The 23,200-nt window shown below is 40.9% G+C and carries 16 protein-coding genes and 2 pseudogenes; 6 read left to right on the top strand and 12 right to left on the bottom strand.

All coding sequences use genetic code 11. The features are described from left to right. Positions 1–5: 5 nt before the first annotated feature. The 3 genes and pseudogenes from JCM10914_RS20175 to JCM10914_RS20165 all read right to left on the bottom strand — a co-directional run bounded on the left by JCM10914_RS20175 (position 6) and on the right by JCM10914_RS20165 (position 2,900). Positions 6–587 carry a TetR/AcrR family transcriptional regulator gene (locus tag JCM10914_RS20175; protein WP_023964065.1) on the bottom strand — a complete coding sequence of 194 codons (582 nt, stop codon included), beginning with the start codon at positions 585–587 and terminating at the stop codon, positions 6–8. A gap of 554 nt (positions 588–1,141) precedes the next feature. Beyond that, positions 1,142–2,129, bottom strand: a pseudogene (locus JCM10914_RS20170) (tRNA dihydrouridine synthase). Positions 2,130–2,330: 201 nt separating this feature from the next. Continuing rightward, positions 2,331–2,900 carry a hypothetical protein gene (locus tag JCM10914_RS20165; RefSeq protein ID WP_023964062.1) on the bottom strand — a complete coding sequence of 190 codons (570 nt, stop codon included), beginning with the start codon at positions 2,898–2,900 and terminating at the stop codon, positions 2,331–2,333. 879 nt (positions 2,901–3,779) lie between these two features. On the opposite strand from JCM10914_RS20165, the gene JCM10914_RS20160 reads away from it, so the two are divergent. Together JCM10914_RS20160 and JCM10914_RS20155 are read left to right on the top strand one after the other, a co-directional pair. After that, complete coding sequence (locus JCM10914_RS20160) at positions 3,780–4,211, top strand: HTH domain-containing protein (RefSeq protein ID WP_052019883.1); 432 nt, start codon at positions 3,780–3,782, stop codon at positions 4,209–4,211. Positions 4,212–4,343: 132 nt separating this feature from the next. Further along, on the top strand, positions 4,344–5,903 hold the full coding sequence (locus tag JCM10914_RS20155; RefSeq protein WP_023964060.1) for an IS1182 family transposase: 1,560 nt from the start codon (positions 4,344–4,346) through the stop codon (positions 5,901–5,903). 98 nt (positions 5,904–6,001) lie between these two features. On the opposite strand, the gene JCM10914_RS20150 is transcribed toward JCM10914_RS20155, so the two are convergent. Beyond that, positions 6,002–6,505: a hypothetical protein gene (locus JCM10914_RS20150; RefSeq protein ID WP_036719241.1), complete on the bottom strand. Its 504-nt coding sequence runs from the start codon at positions 6,503–6,505 to the stop codon at positions 6,002–6,004. Positions 6,506–7,225: 720 nt separating this feature from the next. Here JCM10914_RS20150 and JCM10914_RS30745 point away from each other — a divergent pair. Further along, complete coding sequence (locus JCM10914_RS30745) at positions 7,226–7,387, top strand: IS3 family transposase (protein WP_023964059.1); 162 nt, start codon at positions 7,226–7,228, stop codon at positions 7,385–7,387. A 360-nt stretch (positions 7,388–7,747) separates the two neighbouring features. After that, on the top strand, positions 7,748–7,837 hold the full coding sequence (locus JCM10914_RS31970; protein WP_370570269.1) for a hypothetical protein: 90 nt from the start codon (positions 7,748–7,750) through the stop codon (positions 7,835–7,837). A gap of 577 nt (positions 7,838–8,414) precedes the next feature. Here the strand turns inward: JCM10914_RS31970 and JCM10914_RS20140 are convergent. After that, complete coding sequence (locus tag JCM10914_RS20140) at positions 8,415–9,377, bottom strand: tRNA-dihydrouridine synthase (protein ID WP_023964058.1); 963 nt, start codon at positions 9,375–9,377, stop codon at positions 8,415–8,417. Between the two features lie 205 nt (positions 9,378–9,582). Further along, the gene (locus JCM10914_RS20135; protein WP_023964057.1) at positions 9,583–10,152 is read right to left on the bottom strand and encodes a hypothetical protein; all 570 of its coding nucleotides are present in this window, start codon (positions 10,150–10,152) and stop codon (positions 9,583–9,585) included. A gap of 835 nt (positions 10,153–10,987) precedes the next feature. Here JCM10914_RS20135 and JCM10914_RS20130 point away from each other — a divergent pair. After that, complete coding sequence (locus tag JCM10914_RS20130; protein ID WP_036719238.1) at positions 10,988–11,386, top strand: (deoxy)nucleoside triphosphate pyrophosphohydrolase; 399 nt, start codon at positions 10,988–10,990, stop codon at positions 11,384–11,386. Between the two features lies 1 nt (position 11,387). After that, positions 11,388–14,256 (top strand): annotated as a pseudogene (locus JCM10914_RS20125) (DUF3427 domain-containing protein). Between the two features lie 1,149 nt (positions 14,257–15,405). Here the strand turns inward: JCM10914_RS20125 and JCM10914_RS20115 are convergent. The 6 genes from JCM10914_RS20115 to JCM10914_RS20085 all read right to left on the bottom strand — a co-directional run bounded on the left by JCM10914_RS20115 (position 15,406) and on the right by JCM10914_RS20085 (position 22,654). Then, a complete protein-coding gene (locus JCM10914_RS20115) occupies positions 15,406–16,032 on the bottom strand; it encodes a type 1 glutamine amidotransferase family protein (RefSeq protein WP_023964052.1) in 627 nt (208 codons plus the stop codon). 112 nt (positions 16,033–16,144) lie between these two features. Then, positions 16,145–17,107 carry a YafY family protein gene (locus tag JCM10914_RS20110; RefSeq protein WP_023964051.1) on the bottom strand — a complete coding sequence of 321 codons (963 nt, stop codon included), beginning with the start codon at positions 17,105–17,107 and terminating at the stop codon, positions 16,145–16,147. A 402-nt stretch (positions 17,108–17,509) separates the two neighbouring features. Further along, positions 17,510–18,394 carry an MBL fold metallo-hydrolase gene (locus JCM10914_RS20105; protein WP_023964050.1) on the bottom strand — a complete coding sequence of 295 codons (885 nt, stop codon included), beginning with the start codon at positions 18,392–18,394 and terminating at the stop codon, positions 17,510–17,512. Positions 18,395–18,586: 192 nt separating this feature from the next. Beyond that, complete coding sequence (locus JCM10914_RS20100; protein ID WP_052019882.1) at positions 18,587–19,174, bottom strand: TetR/AcrR family transcriptional regulator; 588 nt, start codon at positions 19,172–19,174, stop codon at positions 18,587–18,589. Positions 19,175–19,716: 542 nt separating this feature from the next. Next, positions 19,717–20,406 carry a hypothetical protein gene (locus JCM10914_RS20095; RefSeq protein WP_231638719.1) on the bottom strand — a complete coding sequence of 230 codons (690 nt, stop codon included), beginning with the start codon at positions 20,404–20,406 and terminating at the stop codon, positions 19,717–19,719. A gap of 1,021 nt (positions 20,407–21,427) precedes the next feature. Further along, positions 21,428–22,654, bottom strand: a complete 1,227-nt coding sequence (locus tag JCM10914_RS20085) for a hypothetical protein (RefSeq protein ID WP_023964048.1) — start codon at positions 22,652–22,654, stop codon at positions 21,428–21,430. Positions 22,655–23,200: the final 546 nt, after the last annotated feature.

The following is a 23,200-nucleotide window of genomic DNA, read 5'->3' as shown; positions in this document are numbered from 1 at the left end:
TATCTCTAAGAGCACGCACCTCTCCAATACATTTCAAATGCATGATTCAATTTACGTTCATAAATTCCCTTTGACGTATAATAGAAATACTGCATGCTTAATCCGTCCATTAAGTTGAGAAAGGCGTCTATAAGAAGCTCCACAGATTGATTCCGAATAAATCCCTCTTCCACCCCTCTTACGATAAATTGTTCTATGACTTTGGTTAGCTTCTCATCTGAATGACAGAAGGCACCCTCAATCGTCTCCTTCAGGAATACGGGTGGAAACATCACATATCTGAGCACCAGCAAACTCGCTTCTGGGTTCTGCTGATAGAATTCATATTGTCTTAATAGAATTCCATGCAGACTATCCTTCACACCCAGCACCTTCTGTTCATCTGACAACTGCTGCACAAATGAATTGTAGGACTCCATCGCTTCCCGAAAGACCGTCATGAACAAATCCTCTTTATTTTCAAAAAAGGCATAGATCGCCGGGGTTTTCACGCCAACTTCCTTGGCAATTTCAGAAAGGGCTGTACCGTCATAACCCTTCTCACTGAACAGCTTCATCGCCACATTTTTCAACTTATTTTTAGTCAATGATACTTCCCACCCCAAAATTAATTAACGTTAATTAAGTGAAATTATACTTCTAGATGCATAAACATTCAACAGTTAATCTGAATAATAATTCTATTCTGAATGTATAAGGAAATATGTTCCTTCGTTAGCCTCTTAGTATTCAAAAAAAAAGAAAGATTGAGGGATTAAATACGCAGAAGAAATTAACAACAACCTTGATTTTAGTCCTCTCTTTCGTGCTCCTGATGTCTGGATGCGGCAGTGATAATCACAGCCAAAACGCGACTCAAGACAATGCATTAGAATTCCATTTCAATTATTTTTGTATAAGGTGACGTCAAGAAATATGTATAAAAAAAAGAGAGGTTCAGCACCCCTCTTCACTATTTCCGCCAATACACACCAACTATTAGTCTTTTCTAACAAACAGTGAGCAACACTCCACAAGGGATGAATGTACAGTGGAAACAACCCGACTCGATGTGCCCCCAACATATGATAAGCCAACGGCTTGAATCAAAAAGGGGCCTCGGTTTGCCGGGTGCCCTCAGTCCTTACTCAAACTTGGCAACTTAGTTCCCGCGTTCCTCCGCCCCTTCATGCTCCTTGTTTCCAAATTCGTCCAGCAACGCACGTACTTCGCTTGTTGACTTGGCGTTCATTAAGCTATTTCGGAGTTCACTTGCCCCCCGAAATCCACGAACATAGATTTTGAAGAAGCGGGCAAGGGGGCTGAACGAACGTGGTTCAAGTAGCGAGTATTGATCATGGAGATCCAGATGCTGCCGCAGCAGACCAAGCAATTCCTCACTGCTGTGTTTCTTCGGCTCCTTCTCAAAAGCAAATGGATTCTGAAAAATACCACGCCCAATCATAATACCATCCACACCGTATTGTTCAGCGAGCTTGAGGCCGGTCTGACGGTCCGGAATATCCCCGTTAATGGTTAGCAGTGTATCGGGCGCCACCTCATCACGAAGTTTCTTAATCTCCGGAATCAGTTCCCAATGAGCGTCGACTTTGCTCATTTCCTCTCTCGTCCGTAGATGAATGGACAGATTCACAATGTCTTGTTGCAAAATATGGGTTAACCAGTCGCGCCATTCGTCTACAGCGCTGAAACCGAGCCTTGTTTTTACACTGACGGGGAGTCCCCCAGCTTTGGCGGCCTGGATAATATCGGCTGCAATGTCGGGACGGCAGATCAGGCCGCTTCCCTTCCCATTCTCAGCGACATTCGCTACAGGACAGCCCATATTAATATCGATGCCTTTATCCTTCTTTCGCCATGCCGATACTCATCTGACGAAAGTATTCCGGTTTATCTCCCCAGATATGGGCTACCATGGGCTGCTCATCCTCTGTAAAAGTCAAACGTCCGCGCACACTATGGTTCCCCTCCGGGTGACAATAGCTCTCGGTATTCGCAAACTCCGTAAAAAACACATCCGGTCTGGCTGCTTCACTGACGACATGGCGAAACACAACATCCGTCACATCTTCCATAGGCGCCAGTACAAAAAATGGTCGCGGTAAATCACGCCAAAAATTATCCGTTATATCCAATACCCCTCTATACATACCAGGACAAATCGTTATCCCGAAATAGTAAATACAACCTGTTCATGCTGTTGCTTTTTCTTCACTTATATATCATACCCCAGAGAGGAGCATACTCCCAATAGATTCGTCAAAAAGGAGGGGCGATGTCCCTCCTTGCTTCCAATGATCTCCGGATTACTTGTAAATTCAAGTTCATGTTCACAACGTGCTGCGCCGTAGTTCATAAAAATACTGCACGATGGGATGCTTTGACTTCATCTTCTCGGCCATGTTTAATATTCGCTTTTTGCCAACTCGTCTGTCCACCAAAGCTAAAATATTCAATAAGATATCATGACTCTCCAAGCTTTCATCTATAGAACTCGATAAAAACCTAGTAGCTACAACGACAAAATTCGATTTACTTAATGCGGCCTGTGCCGACAAAAGCTCTTTTGCAAGTTCTGACATTTTTCGGCTTCTGGCAATGACTTTAAGACGATCCTCGGGAACGGTCCCCTTGGTATCCTTCCTGACCGCTTCAATGTCATCATGGTTGATCGGAATTTGGATATCCGGATCATTCTTAATTTCCTGCTCCGTTTGATACCACCTTATTGAGCTCGTTGTATCACTCATATTGAGTATGTTCTTTTTATCTACGGCAAGATAACAAATTCCGGATTTATCCGGTAGATAACGATAACTGGTTGCCCGGTATTCGACCCTTCCTTGTAACGCAGGAGAGAGAAAGCTCTCCAGTTGTTGCTTTAATTTGCTCCAGGACATGTAATCCCCCTATGATTTTAAGGCCTGACTACCAGTAATTCGCGGTAGGTTTATGGCAATGACACCTATAGTGCCAGGTTAGTTTGATTTAAAATAATATATAATCAAGAGTTATGGGGAAGACCGAGTGAGTTGAAGAATTCCATATCAATTAGTAATTTCAATTGTATACTGTATGCAAAAGGGAAAATTGAAATCCCAATTAGCTGAACTAGAGCATCAGAAACACTGGTTGTCGAACCGTACCAAAGGTTTACATTTGCAATTGATCTAGGCAGAGAACATAATAGCGCCGCGTTACTTACTTCCCGTCCCTCACCAACACCGCCACACTCTCCATATGTGTTGTCAACGGAAAAGGAACAGACATCACTTCTTCAGCTGCTTTTTTTGGAATAGTACACCCATCCTAGCTTGAATACTGCTTTTAAATCCTGTCTTGTATATAAATGTGAACCTGTTAGGATTGCATTCAGCATATCAGTACGCTCCTGCCCCAGCAATAAACCGATTAAAATATTACGTACAATCACTACTTCTTCCTCATTGAAAAAATATTTACTGATCAACAGGATCGTAATGTTGGGCCAACTTATATAGTGGTGGTCTTTTAGATATTTTAATACTAGAAATATATCTTTGCGAAGCGGCCTGTTTTTTGCTTTCAGGAACTTTAACTCAGGTATTTTCCCTTGTTTATGTGATGGATAGTTGAGAAATACTCGATCGAGTTTTCTCTCTTGGTCAGGTTTGGCCCAGGAAAAGGAAACTATTGGCTAATTCAGTCTACCTTTGATTGAAAATTTGTATTAATTCCATAAATTGAGATATATTAGTAGTAGTTAGAACTACTACTATTCGAAAGGGGATTGTGAATCTGTGGACTCTATTAAAAAAATAGTTATACCAAACAATGACGAAGATGAATTCGGTCGAATGTTTGAAATAGTTACCAATAAGTATCATATATCAACACAGTCGTTAGGTTTGATAACGGGAATTGATGAAGAGCTAATAAATAAGCAGGAGTATGGGCATGACTTAACCACATTAAAACAGCTATTGGTCATGTTATCTACCGGAATGGAACAAGTCGGGGAAGATGAACGAGTACGGGGAATTCTTGAGGTCTTAAATCAGGTTTTTAATATTACTTGCCAAACTATTGCCTTGTATTCTAAAGTAGATGAAAACGATGTTGAGCAAATGTTAAATGGTAACTACGACCAAATTTCATTTGAAAATCGCTACCGCATTGCGACTACATCAATTTTTCTTCACTACCTGTTTAATAAAACATCGTTACGGTAATTAAATGGGGCTGTCCCATAAGTCATCAAATGGCTTGGGGCAGCCCCTGTTTTTTAATTTTTCCATATAAAAAGAAGCCGTACCTTAGTAAAATGGAAGTGTCGAGCAACCATCTAAAAAGGAGGGCTTCTTTTGTACATTCAATATACCATGGACCAACTTTATCTGCCAATGGATTTGGAAGAAGATATTCCAGAGAATCACCTTGTTCGCGTTGTGAACGAGGCGGTCAATCGTTTGGACGACCAGATTTTCCGAGAAGCCTACTCGGGCGGTGGGCGAGACAGTTACCACCCCAAAATGCTCACCAAAGTCATCATTTACGCTTACACCCAGAGAATTTACTCCTCTCGCCAGATCGCCAAAGCGGTCCGCGAAAACATCATGTTCATGTGGATCGCGGGCAGGCAAAGACCGGACTTCCGTACCATCAACCGGTTTCGATCAGAACGAATGAAAAACGTACTGGAGACGGTGTTTACCACCGTTCTTCAGTTTCTGGCTGAGGAGAAGTACGTGCAACTGGATCATTACTTTGTGGACGGCACCAAGATCGAGGCGAACGCCAATCGATACACCTTCGTTTGGGGCAAGGCGGTCGTGAAACACAAAGCGAAGCTGCAAGATAAAATCCAGACCTTGTTCGCCAGCATCGAAGAAGCGGAGAAGCAGGAAGCGTACGAATGGGCGGACCAAGACCTCGCCGAACTTGGCGAGGCGTCTACAGTGACGAGCGAAAAACTGGAAGTCGCTGTCCAGCGTCTGGAATCGAAATTACAATCCCGGCCCCAGGACAAACCCCTGAAAAAAGCGGTACGTGTCCTTCGTAAAGATTTGCTGCCGCGACTCCGAAAATATGAGACACAGCAAGAGGTTCTCGGAGATCGGAATAGTTTCAGCAAGACCGATACAGATGCGACCTTCATGCGAATGAAAGAAGACCACATGCGCAATGGTCAGCTCAAACCCGGTTATAATGTGCAGATCGGAACGGAAAACCAGTTCATTATTGGGTATAGCTTACATCAGCGCCCAACCGACACACGCTGCCTGAAGCCGCATTTGGAGACAGTAAAAGCCGCGCTCGGCAAGCTGCCAAAAACGGTGATCGCGGATGCAGGATACGGTGGAGAAGAAAACTACGCGTATTTGGAGAGCGAACAGCTTGAAGCCTTGGTGAAGTACAGTACCTACCACAAGGAAAAATCGAAGAAGTGGCAGCAAGATATCAGTAAACTGGACCATTGGCAGTACGACGAGATAGAAGATACGTGGACGTGCGTGGCCGGGCGCAAGCTACGATTTCGTTATGAAGGGAAGGAAATAACGGAAAGTGGCTATGAAATACGGAAGCGACATTATCGAAGTGAAAGCTGTGACGGTTGCCCGTTCAAAGAAGCTTGTACAAAAGCCAAGGGCAACCGGGAAATCAGCGTGAGTATGAAATATCTCAGGTACAAACAGCAAGTCCGTGAAAAACTCCGAAGTGAAGAAGGACACGCGTTATCCGTTCGGAGAATGATCGAGCCCGAAAGCGTGTTTGGTCAGATGAAAAACAATCGAGGATTCCGACGTTTTCTGCTTCGAGGCCTGCGAAAAGTGAGCCTTGAGGTCGGGTGGCTTTCGCTCGCCCGCAATCTGCTCAAGAAAGCGGCGGTTGACCAAAAAGTAGAAATGGCAGTGCAGGGATAGTCTCTCCTGGCACTGCCATTCACTGTTTATTCCGCTTTTTCATCAAATGATCTGTCTAATCTCGCAAACAAATCTGCTTTTGGGACAGCCCCATTTAATTAAAGATTAATTCTCCAAGTAATCGTATTAGGAACAGTTTTGGCTACAGGAGTAAGTCCGAAGTATGCTGTACCATCTAAATGTGCGTTATACATGTGACCTTTATATGCTGTATAAGGAACTGAACCTGAGAACCCTGATACTGGAGTCGCGCCATGACTCATACCAGATGTTATATTCATTATACTTAATATTCCAGAGAAGTGTGTGACGGGAATAGTCATCGCAAGATTATATTCAACTGTTGTAGAAGTAGCGTATAAGGTAAGAAGTCCTCCGTTCCCAGGGAAAGTTTCCAAAGGACTAATTTCACCTTCAGGTCGGATCAATTGCATTGGAATAGAAACTGATTGACCTTGTACTAATTCAATTGTTTCATCACCAATTGTTAGGCTGATAACTTTGATTTCTTCTTGCTTTGGAGTAGTAGATTCTGCAAATGCTGCGACAGACATTGTAAACATTAATACGAGTGCAAACATCGAAGCAACGATTTTTTTCATTTAATCATCCCTCCTATTATTTGGTAGGTAGTATATCAACCACCTCCAGTTCCATATTATAGAAGTAAATGAATATTAGTACAATATATGTTTTTTAATTGCGTTTGATGATTTTAAAACCCTAATACGAATAAATGAATTGGGAATCAATACCTCTACTCAAGTCAGACTAGAGCTGTTTAACAAAAAAAAGTCAACTAAAAACCAACAGGATTTTCTCTATCGATGCTATCGGATTACACCACGGTGTTCCTTGTTATTAAGATAGGAAACAGATTCTCCATTATTACCAACTCTTTTGATACAACATGTTTCGACAGTCAACATAAAATCATCCTCTACAAAAATAATAAAGTCTACTCCAATAGGAATAGGCTGTTTGCTTTGTGAAATTAGAGCTCCTAGTCCTGGAGGATGGTTTATCTCCCATCCTCATCGTTTTCAATGAATACACTTAATTTATTTCACGCATTACGTTATATCAGCTTCTACAATTCGCTACACATATCAGCAACTCTAATGAACCAATGCTTACACGCTAATTTCATTTCATAGCGTGTGGGTCATGACAATATCGCAAACATAATGAATATTTATGGTCATGCTCTCCGTTCGATTAAGCTGTACAGTTCCGAAAAGATAAACATGAAAAAAACACTCGGCTAATTTGAAGTGTACCCTTTAGGTTATCCGATGAAAATTCTAGGGGTGCATTTTTTTATGGCGATTAAAGGACAAAAGTTTAAAACGTATTCTGAGAAACTCAAGATGGAGGCCATTCGTTTGCACATAGAAGAAAAATGGACGTATCGGCAAATCAACGATCATTTAGGAATCCAAGATCGGGGTGGGATGAATCGTTGGATGCGCAAATATCGTTAAAAGCGTGGATTTGGTCTACTCGATGAGCGAGGACGGCGGAAGGAATATTTAGATCAGGAGCAATATGTTCAGCAGTTGAAACGGGAGGATGCGATCCTAAAAAGTGTTTAAAAATCTGGATGCGGGAAAGAAATAACAGCGTTTCAAACTCATCGAAACAAGCGGCAAACATCGGCCAAGTAGCTGAACACTGCCAACTCCTTGGCGTCTCTAGAGGTGGCTACTACGCGTATTTAAAGCGGAAGAAGAATGACCGAGATGCCGAGGCTAAACGATTCATCCTCACCGTGTATAAACGCTACGAAGAAAAGTACGGTTATCGTCAGATCAAGCGTTTTTGTGGCAGGATGAAGTGTATGGATGAATCACACGCAGGTACTGCGTCTTATGCAAAAGCTCGGTCTTCAAGCCATTATTCGCCGGAAACGTCAATTTAATATGACATACTAGGCTGCCGAACGTGTGGCTGATAATCTGCTCAAGCGAAATTTCACAGCCGAAAACCAAACCAGAATTGGGTTTAGTTGTGACTCAATACCGGATAGGCGAGCGCTGACTGTATCTTTCGGCAGTGAAGGACCTATTCAATAACGAGATTGTGGCCTACCAACTTAGCGAACGTAACGACAATGAGCTGGTTCTGCAGACGTTCTCCAAAGCATTTGCCAAGCAAAAGACGTGACCGGATTGATCGTTCACAGCGACCAAGGGTTCCAGTACACGTCTCATGCTTACCACAACATGCTGCCAAAGGTTAGCGCCCAAATCAGCATGTCTCGCCGGGGCAATTGCCTAGACAACGCCTCCATGGAGAGCTTCTTCTCGCATCTGAAAACGGAAGGACTCTATCCTTATGATATCAGTACAGTACCGACGCCAGTTTGCAGCCTAGGGTGTTTTTTTATTGTCTACTAAATGGGGGCTTGACCACATCAGCAAGGAGGCGTGCTTTACTACTACGAAATGATTAAAGAATTCAATTAAAGGGCTATATGCGTAAACCTATCCATTACCTGAACCTTTACTGTCACTCCACCACAAATTCATCGAGCAACGCACGTACTTCACTTGTTGACTTGGCGTTCATTAAGCTATTTCTGAGTTCACTTGCCCCTCGAAATCCACGAACATATATTTTGAAGAAACGGGCAAGGGAGCTGAACGAACGTGGTTCAAGTAGCGAGTATTGATCGTGGAGATCCAGATGCAGCCGCAGCAGATCAAGCAATTCCTCACTGCTGTGTTCCTTCGGCTCCTTCTCAAACGCAAATGGATTCTGAAAAATACCACGCCCGATCATAATGCCATCCACACCGTATTGTTCAGCGAGCTTCAATCCGGTCTGACGGTCAGGAATATCCCCGTTAATGGTCAGCAGTGTATCGGCTGCCACCTCATCACGAAGTTTCTTAATCTCCGGAATCAGTTCCCAATGAGCGTCGACTTTGCTCATTTCCTCTCTCGTCCGCAGATGAATGGACAGATTCACAATGTCTTGTTGCAAAATATGGGTTAACCAGTCGCGCCATTCGTCTACGCTACTAAAACCAAGCCTTGTTTTTACACTGACGGGCAGTCCCCCAGCTTTCGCGGCCTGGATAAGTTCCGCTGCAATGTCGGGACGGCAGATCAGGCCGCTTCCCTTCCCATTCTCAGCGACATTCGCTACAGGACAACCCATATTAATATCGATGCCTTTAAACCCTTCTTGTGCCATACCGATACTCATCTGACGAAAGTATTCCGGTTTATCTCCCCAGATATGGGCTACCATCGGCTGTTCATCCTCTGTAAAAGTCAAACGTCCGCGCACACTATGGTTCCCCTCCGGGTGACAATAGCTCTCGGTATTCGCAAACTCCGTAAAAAACACATCCGGTCTGGCTGCTTCACTGACGACATGGCGAAACACAACATCCGTCACATCTTCCATAGGCGCCAGTACAAAAAAAGGTCGTGGTAAATCACGCCAAAAATTATCCTTCGTCATATCCAATACCCCTCTATACATACCAGGACAATCGTTATCCCGAAATAGTAAATACAATCTGTTCTTGGCCTTGCTTTTTCTTCACTTATATATCATACCCCAGAGAAGAGCATACTCCCAATAGATTCGTCAAAAAGGAGGGGCGATGCCCCTCCTTGCTATTCTCCAATGGATCTCCGGTTTACTTATAAATGCAAGTTCATGTTCATAACGTGCTGCGCCGTAGTTCATAAAAATACTGTACGATGGGATGCTTTAACTTCATCTTCTCGGCCATGTTTAATATTCGCTTTTTGCCAACTCGTCTATCCACCAAAGCTAAAATATTCAATAAGATATCATGACTCTCCAAGCTTTCATCTATAGAACTCGATAAAAACCTAGTAGCTACAACGACAAAATTGGATTTACTTAATGCGGCCTGTGCTGACAAAAGCTCTTTTGCAAGTTCTGACATTTTCCGGCTTCTGGCAATGACTTTAAGACGATCCTCGGGAACGGTCCCCTTGGTATCCTTCCTGACCGCTTCAATGTCATCATGGTTGATCGGAATTTGGATATCCGGATCATTCTTGATTTCCTGCTCCGTCTGATACCACCTTATTGAGCTCGTGGTATCACTCATATTGAGTACGTTCTTTTTATCTACGGCAAGATAACAAATTCCGGATTTATCAGGCAGATAACGATAACTGGTTGCCCGGTATTCGACCCTTCCTTGTAACACAGGAGAGAGAAAGCTCTCCAGTTGTTGCTTCAATTTGCTCCAGGACATGTCATCCCCCTATGTTCTCAAAGCCTGACTACCAATATTTCGCGGCAGATTTATGGCAATGACACCTATCGTGCCAGGTTAGTTTGAGTTTAAAAAAACAAATTTCTAAAGTTAAAATATTTCCCTTGGTGAAGGTCTATCATACCATTAAAAAATCGAGCGATACAACTCGGAAGGCTTGGATGCTACTCTAAGTGAATCAGTACATCGTCCACGCGGTTCAGGAGCTTCTGGAGCTGCGAGGCATCCATGTGTTGAACTCGTCTAACGTGACACTCGGATCAATTTCTTTATTGTAGTCAATAGCCTACAAAAACCTCCTTATAGAACCACATACTATGAATCTAACTACCATTAAGGAGTTATTATAATGAATCATGAGAAATCGATAGAACTGCAAGCCTTCGGCAGAGCCCCGAACCTATCCATTATATCGACCGGAGTAACTATCACCTTCACCTAAATCATCTTCTGATTCTGCAATCCAAGTTTTTTCTCACCGCCTTTTTTTAACGTAATGTTTTCTTAATTTAAGATAAATATTTGGATATACAGACTATACAGGCAAATCTCTTTCGTCCAGCGGTACCAGAATGATCGATGCTCAGGAACAGGTTCGAATCTTAAATGGAACACACCATCCTCGAAGGGGGCATGCTTTTCTTGGTCGCCCCCATTACATCATGGGCATCCGTTCAATGTTGTAGAGTAGCATGACTGCTTCATTGTGTATCCATAATGTAGTATGAAAGTATAGCCCATACGGCTTAAACTATAATAGAATAGAATAAAAGCTACTTACATTTACCAGGCTGCAAGACCGGAGGGGAAAATGATGAAAAAAAACATCCACGTCGTCGGAGCTGTCATTATCGAAAATGGAAAAATTCTCTGTGCGCAACGCGGGGCTACCAAAACCCTGGCGTATACATGGGAATTTCCCGGAGGCAAAATTGAGGAAGGCGAAACGCCTCAGACAGCATTAAAACGCGAAATCGACGAAGAAATGAACTGTGTCATTGAAATTGGTGATGCAATTGAGACGACCATCCATGAATACGACTTTGGCATTGTCCATTTATCTACTTTCTATTGCCATCTTCTGAGTGGAAAGCCTGAGCTAACGGAACATGTTGCCATCTCCTGGTTGTCACCCGATGAGCTCACGTCCTTGGACTGGGCCCCTGCAGACATTCCAGCAGTACATAAAATCCAACAGGACTTAATTAGATAGAATGAATACCTCTATTCAACAACTAAACCATTCCTTAAGCTGGGCGTTTATTAATCACCAGCAAGAGTCCTTGGACAAATTCAAGCCTAAGCTTCTGATAAACAATAAAGAAAATAAAGATTACGTACTGACACCACTCCTAGAAGAACTAGATAACTGCCAATTTTTTATTTTTTCTGTTGCCTTCATTACAGAAAGTGGACTAGCTACAATCAAATCTCACCTGCTTGATCTCAAAATGCGTGGCATTACCGGTAAGATCCTGACCTCTAACTATTTGAACTTTAACCAGCCAAAGATCTATAAAGAGCTGCTTAAAATCACAAACGTAGAGGTCCGATTATCCGATCTGAGTGGGTTTCATGCGAAGGGCTACCTTTTCCACCAAGAAGGTTATTCCACCATTATTACGGGGAGCTCTAACCTTACAGCTTCCGCTTTAAAAGCCAATTACGAATGGAACGTGAAGCTAACGTCGTTCAAGCAAGGTGGATTATTAGAACAGTTTCAAAGTGAATTCGATAAGGTCTGGAATGATTCTATTCCTCTATCCAAACAGTGGATTGAAGCGTATCAGATTCTATACGAAGAGGTTCTGAAAGCAAACACACAAGCTAACCAAGTACTCCCATTGGCTCCAGAAGCCATTCCACAGACGTTGTTCAGTCCAATCTCGCCGAATACCATGCAGAGGAATGCGCTCAGGAACCTTCAGGACTTGCGTGTTAGCGGAGCGCGGAAAGGGCTGGTCATCTCTGCAACTGGTACTGGTAAGACGTATCTCTCTGCATTTGATGTAAAGAGCTTTGCTCCGGGCCGGATGCTGTTTGTTGTACACCGAGAGCAGATTTTGAAGAAGGCTATGGTCGATTATCAGCGAATCCTTGGCGGTGTGGATCGAGATTACGGCATTTTATCCGGTACTAGTAGAGATACAGAGGCTAAATACTTATTTGCAACTGTCCAGACGGTTTCTAAAACCTCCAATCTAACCAGCTTTGATCCCGCAGCTTTTGACTATATTCTTATAGACGAAGTGCATAAAGCTGGAGCAAGCTCTTATCAAAGAATTATTGATTATTTTGAACCTACGTTTATGCTCGGCATGACCGCCACACCTGAGCGGACCGATGATTTTAACATCTATGAGCTGTTTGACTACAACATTGCCTATGAAATTCGCCTACAAGAAGCATTAGAAGAAGATATGCTGTGTCCCTTCCACTATTTTGGAGTCACTGATTTTGAGGTTAATGGCCAAATCATCGATGATACCACGATGCTCTCAAAATTGGTTTCGGATGAGCGGGTATCCTATTTATTAGAAAAGATCGAGTACTATGGATACTCTGGCGAGACCGTGAAAGGCCTAATCTTTTGCAGTCGTAAAGAAGAAGCGATGGAACTATCTAGTCTACTTAATTTGAGAGGCTACGACACGGTGGCCTTGACGGGAGACGACTCTCAAGAAAGACGTCTCCGTTCTGTAACTGATCTTGAAGATGGGCGGCTGGACTATATCCTGACGGTGGATATCTTTAACGAAGGAATTGATATTCCTTGTGTAAACCAGGTTGTCATGTTGCGTCAGACCCAGTCCAACATTGTATTCGTTCAACAACTTGGACGCGGTCTACGTAAACACGTAGATCATCGACTTTATCGGAAATTACAAAAATAACTATCTGATCCCCATCGCTCTCTCAGGAGATAAGTCTCAGAACAAGGATAATATCCGTCGCCATATGAAAGACACTAGCTATATTAATGGGGTTTCAACAATCAACTTCGAAGAAGTCGCCAAGCAGCAAATCTTTCGCTCGATTAGCAACAGTAACCTAACCGCTCTTAGAATACTGAGAGAAGAGTATGTCCAGCTCAAACATCGTTTGAATCGGATTCCGACGCTCATGGATTTCCTGGAGCACGGCTCCATTGATCCACTGATCTTCTCGGTTGAACATGGAAGCTATTATCACTTTTTGCAGAAGATTAAGGAGTCTGTTCCTTTTTTAAGCGAGCAAGAGAAAAAGTATCTGTTTATGTTGTCTGCCGAGGTACTGAATGGTAAACGCAGGCATGAGATCATCCTACTCAGCATGTTATTGACAGAGACGAGCGTTAGTTTTGAGGAATTTTTACATGTTGTCATGGAAGAGAGATGCTCTACAGATTCGGAGACGTTGGAATCCGTTAAACGTGTGCTCGACCTGTCCTTTTTCACCGAACCCACGAGAAAAAAATATGGCGATACCCCCATCGTAGTTTTTACAGATGAACAACAGTTTTTATTTCACTCGGCAATGTCCCATTCGATTCAAAGCAATGTGTATTTCAGGGAAATACTCACCGATATCGTTCAAGCCGCTTTTTATATTAATGAGCAATATGATTGTAATGAACAGCTTACCCTATATAAAAAGTATTCCAGGAAGGACTCCTGCAAACTATTGAATTGGTTTAGTGACGAAAGCTCCACCATGTATGGATACAAAACGAAGTATAAGACTTGTCCCATCTTCGTCACCTACCACAAGCATGAAGGCGTCGAAGCTAGCACCAACTATCAGGAGGAATTTATATCTCCTGATGTTCTGAAATGGTCAACCCGAAGCAGAAGAACGCTTGAATCAGATGAGGTCCGCACGATTATTCAGGCAGATGAGCTCGACATTAACCTGCATGTGTTCATCAAAAAAGACGATGCGGAGGGAAGCGAGTTCTATTATATCGGCAAAGCACATCCGGACCCTCAAAGCGCCATCCAAGGAACGATGCTTGATAAGAATGGCCAATCCATCTCTGTTGTGCACATGAATTTAATACTAGAGCATTTGGTGGAAGGTAAGCTTTATAAGTACTTGACTTGAGGTTGATATTGAAGAAGCTGACGTTGGGGAGAATGACGTCAGCTTTTTTGATGTAAATTAAAAAAAATGATGAGGGTATTGTCACTCAATGCAAAACAATCTTTAGCGATATGACAAAACTTTTTTTTCATCGTAGTTGTAGTCGCAATGTTGCTAAATGGCCGTTATTAAACTACTAACTGATTAATTGTATTTGTAAGTCCATTTAATTATTTGATATAAGACATAGTTGTAGTGAGCCCCTCTTATTCAGATCAATATGCAGCGTTGAGATAGGCGTATGCCGAAAGTCTGGTATAATAAGAAAAGAAAATACCCGTTAGCGAGGCGTTATGCTATGCAATGGCAAGAAGTTGTTCGTAATATTACCCCGATCAATATGTCCTTCTGGAAATTCTGAATTCTTATACCGAAGACATTACTCAATATGTTGACGAAGTAGCCTTAATCAAAGCGATTCAAGATCCAGATGAAGCAACCAAGGAACTGTTGAAATGTAGAGATAACCACATCGTCTATCATACGGGCCAAGCTAAAATAGCTATTGAGATTAGAAGAAATCCCTTCTACAGGAGCCGATGAGATGCAGTTGGATTATATCGATGGCTTGCTTCACGTATCATTGACGATCTGTTATAGAGCGCACTCGTTAACAATCGACAATTTGGTAATTGATACTGGCGCGGCGCATTCTCTTATCTTCTGATGTTGTATCAGAGATCGGTATCAAATTCGAAAATGGTGATAAACTTGTGCCAAGCTTTGGGATCGGTGCAGATGAATATTCGTTTCGAAAAGAAGTTGATCAAATCCAGTTAGGTAGCATGACCATGACTAACATCAGCTTAGATTTTAGCGTCTTTCATGAAAACATCAATTCCATTAATGGCCTTATCGGACTGGATATCCTGAAACATGGTGGTTTCGTTATAAGCCTTCACCAAATGTAAATGTATTCAGCCATACCTACATAGCACTAAAATGAGGACGCGAATTTGCTCACGTCCCCATTCCCCCAACTACTCACTCAAACCCCATATAAATCAACGAACAGACACTCTCCACATGACTTGAGTGTCAGTCACTGTAATTCTACACGTATTGTCCTCATCTGGCGGCAAGACCACCTGGGACTTATGCTTATGCCTTTCATTGGAGGGAATTCATTAACTCATAGAAATATTTGGATTCATGAGTCTTATTAAGACTATACCAGGCATCTAATGTTTTTGAATTAATCACGCCCAGAGCTTTCAAGACATGTACAGAAAATTCCAACGGAGCTATTCCAGATGCTGTAATTAGTTTTCCATCAGTTACAACAGACTCCTTTTTGTAATACTTTTCGCCCGTGTAAGTGGGACAGATCATTTTAAGGTATTCCAGATCATTGCTTGTATGCCAACGTGAATTCAGCAATCCTGTCTGGGCAAGTCCTATTGTTGCACCACAAATAGCTGCAACCAATATACCTTCCTTCAAACACCTTTCAACGATTTTTAAGATCGGCTGGTGAATGGTTTCTGTCCATGTATCTCCACCGGGTAAAATCAATGTATCTGTGCTTGCAATGCAGCACTCATCCAGTTTGATGTCAGGCAGTATTTTCAATCCGCCCATTGTAGTTACAGAAGTCTTTTCAATTCCCACGGTAACTATTTTTGATGCGGTCAGCCCCTTTTTATAATATCTTCCCGAGTTCAATTCGGCAGTTACATAACCTATTTCCCAGTCTGACATTGTGTCAAATACATAAAGATATACCGTATTATTCATGTGCAAGTTCTCCTTATTTTACAATTCATCAAGGATACCAATCGTCCATCGGCAATCCATGATTATAATCATTATAAAATAGCTTCACTGACATCTACTGTCAGTGAAGCTATTAAAGTTGGTAATATTCCAATAACTCCGACGCAACAGCAACAAGTTTTTCATTCAAACTCTCTGGTTCGATTACTTGAATGGATTTCCCGTAGGATAGGAGAAAATTAGGTACATATGTATGAATTAAATTTTCCTCAAGTAAAAAGATTGCTTGATTTGATGTCCGCTCTTTCAGATGATGCCCCAAAAACCAATGCAGGCATAAGTCATCCAATGCCTCTGACCTGCCACGGATAATTAAAGAAATTAACCCGTCCTTGTCCACTAAATCAGGTAACAAATTTTGCATAAAAAATTCACGGGCCGAAAAAGCTTCGGAACGCTTAAATATTTTTTGAGTACGCTTAATTTGTAGAATCCGTTCTGCCCGAAAGCTGCGGATCTCATTCCTTAGATGACAAAATGCAACAGTATACCATTTATTGTTCCAGTAAAGCATTCCATAGGGGTCTATCACTCTATTCTTGGGTTGTTCTTCATAGCGTGTGCGATAATCAATTTCTACAGAGAATTCGTTTGCTACAGCCTGCTCCAATTCCGCCAATACCAGCTGAACAGAATGGTCTCCTACACGGTTTATAACTTCAAATCCGGCTAAATGACGACTAAGTATACTTTCCTGCTCCTGATTCGAATACATTTTCAATTTTGATGTAGCATTGTCTAATGCCTCACTCAAAGGGTATCCAGCTCCTTTAGCAAAAATAGCAGCATGAAGGAGTGCCTTCTTTTCTTCAATATCAAATAGCAGAGGTGCTCTAATAAAATGATTCATCAAACTATACCCGCCGTTATGACCTGGGTCGGATATTATAGGCACTCCACTGGCACATAGTGCATCAATATACCGATAAACTGTCCTTATATTTATTTCTAACTTTTCGGATATTTGTTTTGCAGTCATTTTTACGCCCGTATTCAACATCCATAGAATGGCTAGCATATTATCGTTTTTTGGCATAACATAAACCTCATCTTTTATTAAACCTCTATATTTTATAAATATCTTTTTGATCTACTCAAGTATCGCACGAAATGACTAGCTTTGCGAATCGCCTGCCTATCTTTCAACTTCCTCACCAGCATTGTCACATCTCTTTTCGTACCATCAATATTAGGCGCTCCACATGTGTCGAGTACGGATGTTAGAGAATAAAAATTATACTGCGACTGGTATTCACCTCGAATTTGCTGTGTGTATGAATGACGTGCTTGATATTTTCAAAGCTCACGGCATTGATGAATCGTAGATAATAAGCAGCAGCAAAATGATTGTTTTCCTTCAGGAAAACAATCATTTTGCTGAATTAAAAATATGAAAATGGAGAAACCTTAGACTTGTTTCATATCGGATTCAAACTCATTAAATGTCGTTCGCTCTCCACTGCTCTTGCACGTAAATATAACGATTACCTTCTTTTTTGACATATCCGAAAACCGGAAAATCCAAATGCATGCCTGCCACTCTAATTCTCTCTTGAACGGCAAAATCAAGCAATTTTAGGCGTGAAATCAAAGCTTGCTCAGAATCGATATCCATCGCGATCTTCAATTCCGGTCTTGACAGCTGGATAACAGGACTTTGGATAATATCGCCCCAGATTAATAGCCGGTCGCCTTCCGATTCAATGAGATAGGCCGTATGACCGGGCGTATGCCCATGGGCTTCGATAGCCGTTATCCCAGGAAGGCCAACGGAATCTGTAAATCTCACAACCTTATCTTTATAGGGCTCCATTGCCGATTGAACCATTGTAACGATCATTTTCCATTCATCAGGCAACTGCTCTTCCGCGCTGCCATTCATCCAAAATTCATATTCTTTTTCATGAACGATGACCTCTGCGTTTGGAAAAGCTTTCGTTCCGTCCTCCAAGATCAATCCATTAATATGATCCGGATGCATGTGGGTTAAAAGAACGGTATCAACATCGCTGGCGGAGTAGCCTGCGGCTGACAGATTATCCAGCAAGCGGCCTCCGGTAGGCCCCATCTTTTGCCCCAGTCCCGTATCAATTAAAGTAATATGACCGTTGTTATTCACAATAAATGCATTCGTATTCATGTGTGCTGGAACCGTCTGGAGATGTTCTCGCAAGATTTTAACGGCCTCGTCCTTTTCCAGTTCATAGAAGACTTCCAAGCCTAATTCCGCATTTCCATCCGATATTACCGTAACGATAATATCTCCTATTTTTTTATGGAAAACACTTGGAACCTGAACCTCAGGCTTATAAGTTGTACTCATTGTAACGCCTCCTTAAACAACATCTGTTACTTATGATACAAGTGTTATCATACAGCCCGTCTCAAGGCACCTCAACCATCAATAATTTAAATTTGTCGCATAAAGCACAAATCCCTGTATATGTTGTTTTTTTACCGTATACGGCCAGTAAACAGAAGAAGGCAGCAGGCTATAACAGCCTGCTGCCTCTTCTCAGTTCGCTTCGGAAACGATCCAAAATGAAAAAAAAGGAGCGATATTATGGAATAACTCAATAGGTGTTTCGATTTTCCCCTTAATAAACCAGCGATAAGTAATCTCATAAATGGACCAGCTAATAATCGTTGCCGCTTGCTCCAAACTCCTGCCATCTTCTTGTGCATAGGTTTTAGATAATAGCTGCAGCACAAATTTCTCCAATTCGACAATAATATTCTTCTCCACTAACGGGGCAACGGACTCGTAGTTTCTTACACATTGCTTGCTCGATGATTCATGATAGTCACATAAGGAATGAATCAAATTTTTTACCGTTTCTTCCGTCAAAATCGCATTTTCAGGTACTCTTCTATGGACATAATCCATAAACGCATCAGACAATAACGCATCTAGAAGACCAAATTTATCTGGAAAATGGGAATAAAATGTAGCCCGGTTTATCGTCGCTACTTTCGTTAAATCACTGATTGTTATGGAGTTAAAATCCTTTTTATTAAGCATATACATAAAAGCGTCCAATATCAGCTGTCGCGTTCGGATAACACGAGGATCGTTCGGATTATGCGAAGGTGTGGTCGTCATTTTCATTTACCTCTTTTTCAAAACAAAAGTTAATCTTCCCTCCCATTATAGAGCTTCCGTTTCAATTCCAACAAGTATGCTTCACATAACTATATTCCCATATATTCCCTAATGTGTATGTTGTCTTATAGTAAAATGCCCAAGCTTGTGCTCAGCTTGGGCATTTTACTAGGTAAATATGGTTTATATCACTGCATTCTTACTAGCGACACACAGCACTCCACATGTGTGGAGTAGTCAGGGAGTACAGGCTTTTAATACTAATGGAATGGCATTTACCCACGACTCAATAGGCGCTCTTCTCCGGGGCGTCTTTTCTTTATCGGCAAACGTACCCTGCAAAACAATTGAAGGCGATACGTGGTGATTCTGAAAGACTGACGAAATATATAAGACTGGGGCGAATGTCCCGAACTAATCTAGATTTGAAACGCGATCTTTACGCTCTCGTTTCCGGTTACTTGTTCGACCGTGCTTAATATGGCGTTCCAGTACCGCGAATATAGCTATTCCTTCGCGAAAGCGGTCGGACAGTCTATAAACTAAAAACCTATCAACGATCTGAATGGCGTATAACCAGTTACAATAGTAACAATTGAACTGACAAAGCCTATTACGCCAATAAGGAATGATAGTAGCTTGACTAAAAAGTTATTTGAAAGCGTGTTGTACGTCCTATACCGTATTAGTCCCGACCAATACATTAAAGATACAGGACTTGTGACAACAAAGCGCACACCTTCTCGAAGCCATATTAACGGATTTTTCAATTCCTTTTGTGCTTCGTTTACCCAGTTATCCGCAGCGCCTATAAACGTAAGCAACATGTCATCTATCATGCGGATAGTTTCCTGCAGTATTTTACGATCCAAATTCAATCCGAAACCATTATCCATGTGTGAATAGGATTCCCTAATGCTGCTTATGCCGTTTATAATCATTTGATGGTTACTAAAGTAATAGTTTGCGCCTGGCGGTTTATACATTGACGCTATACCAAACGACCCCATAAGCGTTTGTATTTTTGACGAATTCATTTTTAACCACTGATATTTGTCGCTATTGAAAGTGTTTTGAAACAACGGTGAACAGAATTCTCTATAATTATTCATATATTCGATTGCGAAGTTGTGGTTTTTTATTGTTTTTCGGTAAGATGAGATGGTTTTGACGAAACCAATAATTATGATAAGTGTGACAATAATAAACGGTAGCCAGTTGCTCAACGACATACCCCCTTAAAGTTAATGTTACATACATGGGCATATTGTACATATTTTTACGTTAATTCGGTCAAGGTTTCACCAATGTTCGCAACGCAAATATTGCACAACACATTGTTTCCCCTCGCGTCAATGGTAATCCAGCAAGGATTAGACCCAAATGACGATTCCCTCTCCGCTGATTGTAACTTGCTGATATCGAATTTACGGAAAATGCGTGTGAATTTTGATTCCCTTTTTCATGGCAAAGTGATCCCGATTACCCCGATGGGGGCTTTGGTTAACATTGAAGTTCAAGTTTCAAATGAAAACAATAAAAAGACGCCGATTGAATCCTTTTCGATTCTTCGACGTCCATATATTAAGGGTAGGAACAACGATGTCGGACGTCGTTCCCATATATATATGTCGTTTACTTTGCGTACTTGTAACAGTCGATTCGTATTCTTTTACACGACGATAAAACGTATCTTTTCCCATTCCTGAACGTTTCATAGCTTCGACGGCGGTAATGTCCCCTACTTTCCATTCGTCGTATGATGGCCTGAAAGCCTCTGTAACGGCTTGTTTTGGGCGTCCGAACCGTTTCCCTTCCTTTTGAGCTGCGGCGATTCCTTCGACTTGTCGGTTGCTTATACCTTTTTCGAATGATATTAAGCGGAAGGCAATGTACGAGAAGAATGTCATCAAATCTGACGGTCATCGGCTTTTCATATGAATATTACTTTATTGCAAAAACGAAGTAATGTCCGATTATGCATACATTCGGATTGAATGGACGTGCTGGAAACCCAATAGTTGTGCAGGTTTCAATCTATTTTCCATTTGAAGCGATATTTTCAAAACAGGACATATTCGACATATCTAACGTATGTTTCCGATGTGTTTTCTCTAAAACTGTTGTTCTCGGAAATTCTTTATACCTGACCAAAGGAAAATATAGACTGTTAATTGTGCAATAAAATAAACACTCATCAATTAAGATTTTCTGTACTTCCTGGAGAGTGATTTGTCATCTATAAGAGTAGATTTATTTCGCCTTATTATTAATATATTTATCTTTTAATGATAACTCCCAAACAACTTTAATTGCTTCATCTAGGCATGATTTAAGTTTTACCTCATCTGGATTTTCTTCATATATTCCTTTAAATTGTGGTTGGGATTTAAACACCATATCATATAGTTTTTCTTTAGGTTGAATCCGTTTAAATTCATGCGCTGGAAAGTAATCCTCAACTATATTTTCCCCGTTATCATTAAGAAAGAGTATCTTATATGATTTATATCCATATTTTCTACTAGTCTTTTTTTCTGTTATTCTTCCTAGCTTACCATCTAAAGTGTATACATAGTCATCAATATCATAAATATCTTTAGTTAAAGGTGTATACCATCCAATAGAAGATTTTAATTTATCCATATACACATCTAGATTTTTGATCTCATCTAAGTCCGTTATTTCTAGGACTTCACCACATAGACAAATAATTCTATTTATCATTACCATCATAAACCTGATGGTATTAGCTAAGACTTCTGAATGCTGGTGGTCAATGTTTGAATTGAAATGAATTTTACTACTTGCATAAGAATATCTTTCATAAGTAAATCCTAACAGTAATTTGTCCAAGTTATCTGAACTTTTCAGAGCTTTTTTAAGTTTATATCTGTAAGATGATTCCTTCAAATACAAATTTGTGCCCTTAATATTAGTTCTACTTCTACTGTCACCAATAAAAATAAAGAAACATTTATTTTCATCTATATGTATGCTTTCTTGAAGTATTAAGTTTTCTATATTCGTCAATTGTCTTCCTTTTCGTTCAGATCGAATATTATAAAACTCATCTAAATCACTAATTTCATTTTTTAATGAATTATACACGTTTACTAAATAATAGTATTTAATATACCTTTCATCACTTAAATTCTTCCATAACAGAAGATTTACTAATGTCTCCATAAATTTTCTTAAATACATATTTATTTCATTATTCATTCCTTGAATAATAAGATTCCCCAGTAATGTTTTTACTTTATCGCTATCAAATCCATCTTTAAAGTCGTCTTCCCACCTAATAATCGACGTTAGTAATCTAATAATCTCATCTAAAACTGTTGCAATATAATATTCCGTTGGAGATGTTTGAAGATACCCTTCTTGTTCTAAATTTATTTTCAGTAGTTCTCTTAAATTATAAGAGTTTTTACAAAGCAGACCGTGCATAATCATATCTTTATCAGTTAAGAACATTATATTTCACCTCTCTGTATCTTAATTTATCTCAAACTATTTAAATCCGCGTGAGAACTCGCTCCCCTCGCAGATCCCTCTTACCGTTTTCCTTCCTAAGGATCACACCACCGTACCGTATAATCCAAAATAGGGATATTACCACTAAAGTAAACTGTCCGTTAACTTAACATGAAAATCCTTAGGAATAATATAACACATTTAGTATTAACGTTTTTACTTACAATTTGGTTCGATATAATACCGTAAGCAGGTTTCAGCGTATCAATACGAAGCGGGAACGTATATATCCAATGTGCTACAATAACCGCTATAATTAAGACTCTAAAATACGTATGCATAAACGTCCCTTCGCTTCGTGTCGTTGTCGACCGCTATCGTTCCCGCACTTACCTTTATACAATCCCTTTTGATTTTTTGTCCACGAAATAATGAAAGGATAGTAGGGGCGCGGAACGATAAGCACTTTGGAGGAACATGGTCTTAGATCATTTATCATTTATTTTGAAGTTCTAACGTTATTCTTGTATCAGTTTATAGATTGTT

Source organism: Paenibacillus sp. JCM 10914 (assembly GCF_001315105.1).
GTDB lineage: Bacteria > Bacillota > Bacilli > Paenibacillales > Paenibacillaceae > Paenibacillus_AQ.
This window is presented reverse-complemented; position numbering and strand designations above follow the sequence as displayed.